This is a genomic window from Rhizobium tibeticum (assembly GCF_900110205.1).
GTDB classification, from domain to species: Bacteria; Pseudomonadota; Alphaproteobacteria; order Rhizobiales; family Rhizobiaceae; genus Rhizobium; species Rhizobium tibeticum.
Genome location: NZ_FOCV01000102.1, coordinates 1 through 896 on the forward strand (window position 1 = coordinate 1; position 896 = coordinate 896).

At 59.3% G+C, this 896-nt stretch carries 2 protein-coding genes; both read left to right on the forward strand.

The annotated features are described in order from the left end of the window. Nucleotides 1–263: DDE-type integrase/transposase/recombinase (locus BSG20_RS34615; protein WP_143147620.1), on the forward strand; the 263-nt coding region annotated here is incomplete at its 5' end. A gap of 398 nt (nucleotides 264–661) precedes the next feature. Then, nucleotides 662–896, forward strand: a 235-nt coding sequence (locus BSG20_RS36925; protein WP_177309933.1) for a hypothetical protein, incomplete at its 3' end; no start/stop codon positions are given.

The window sequence follows — 896 nt, forward strand, 5'->3', positions numbered from 1 at the left end:
GGGACGTGATGCCCACTGTCGAACATCGATCGCACAAGGGCCTTAACAATCGCGCAGAGAATTCTCACGTGCCGCTTCGAAAACGAGAGCGGATGATGCAGGGCTTTCGATCCGTCGGAGGTTTGCAACGTTTCATCTCGGTCTTTTCAGCAGTCAGAAATCTTTTCGTCGCGCCGCACCAGAGACACTCAGCCCTAGCCACCCATATTCATCGGATCCGCGCCATGGCGCAGTGGAAAGCCGTGACCGCTGCAATTGCCTGAGTTTACCGACAAGCGACTTTTCGGCCGTTGATCAAACAACGTGACATCGCCCATTTGACGGCCCGTAGATCACCTCAGATCGCTGCAACTGAAAAACCGATGGGGCGTGGAGGCCGCATACGCGTCTCCTCGGACTTCAAAAGGTTAATCAGGCGTGAAGAGCAGAACGTATTTCAGCTCAACGCGTTCGGCCGACCGCTTTGCGACACGCCCGTCTGATCCGTTCAACAGTGCTCATGAGAGCCGCCTCCAGAATTAGCGCGAGTCCGATTTTTTGAGTTCTCCTGAGCCAGGCTTGGCATTTGTGGTTTCAATATTGCTCGTGGTCGTACTCAGCGAGAACCGCCGGGGGCCTTGCGCGATCGTTCGACCAGGCGACCCCTGCTAAGGGGCCGCGGTTGATTAGGATCGACGTCTTGAGGATCGGGCTCACGGCGGTGTTGCCGCCTTGCGCGTTCATCGGCTTCGCGCTGTTCACGGGCAGCTCGTTGGGCCCGGGTTTCGATGATCCCGGGGGTGCAGCGGCGGCGCTTACGTCGCTCTGGGCGCTCGGGGTCGAGCTCTTCTGGGCCTTGGTCGTGCCGCCTCGCGCGTTCTTCGGCTTCACGTTGTTCACGGGCCGCTCGCTGGCCC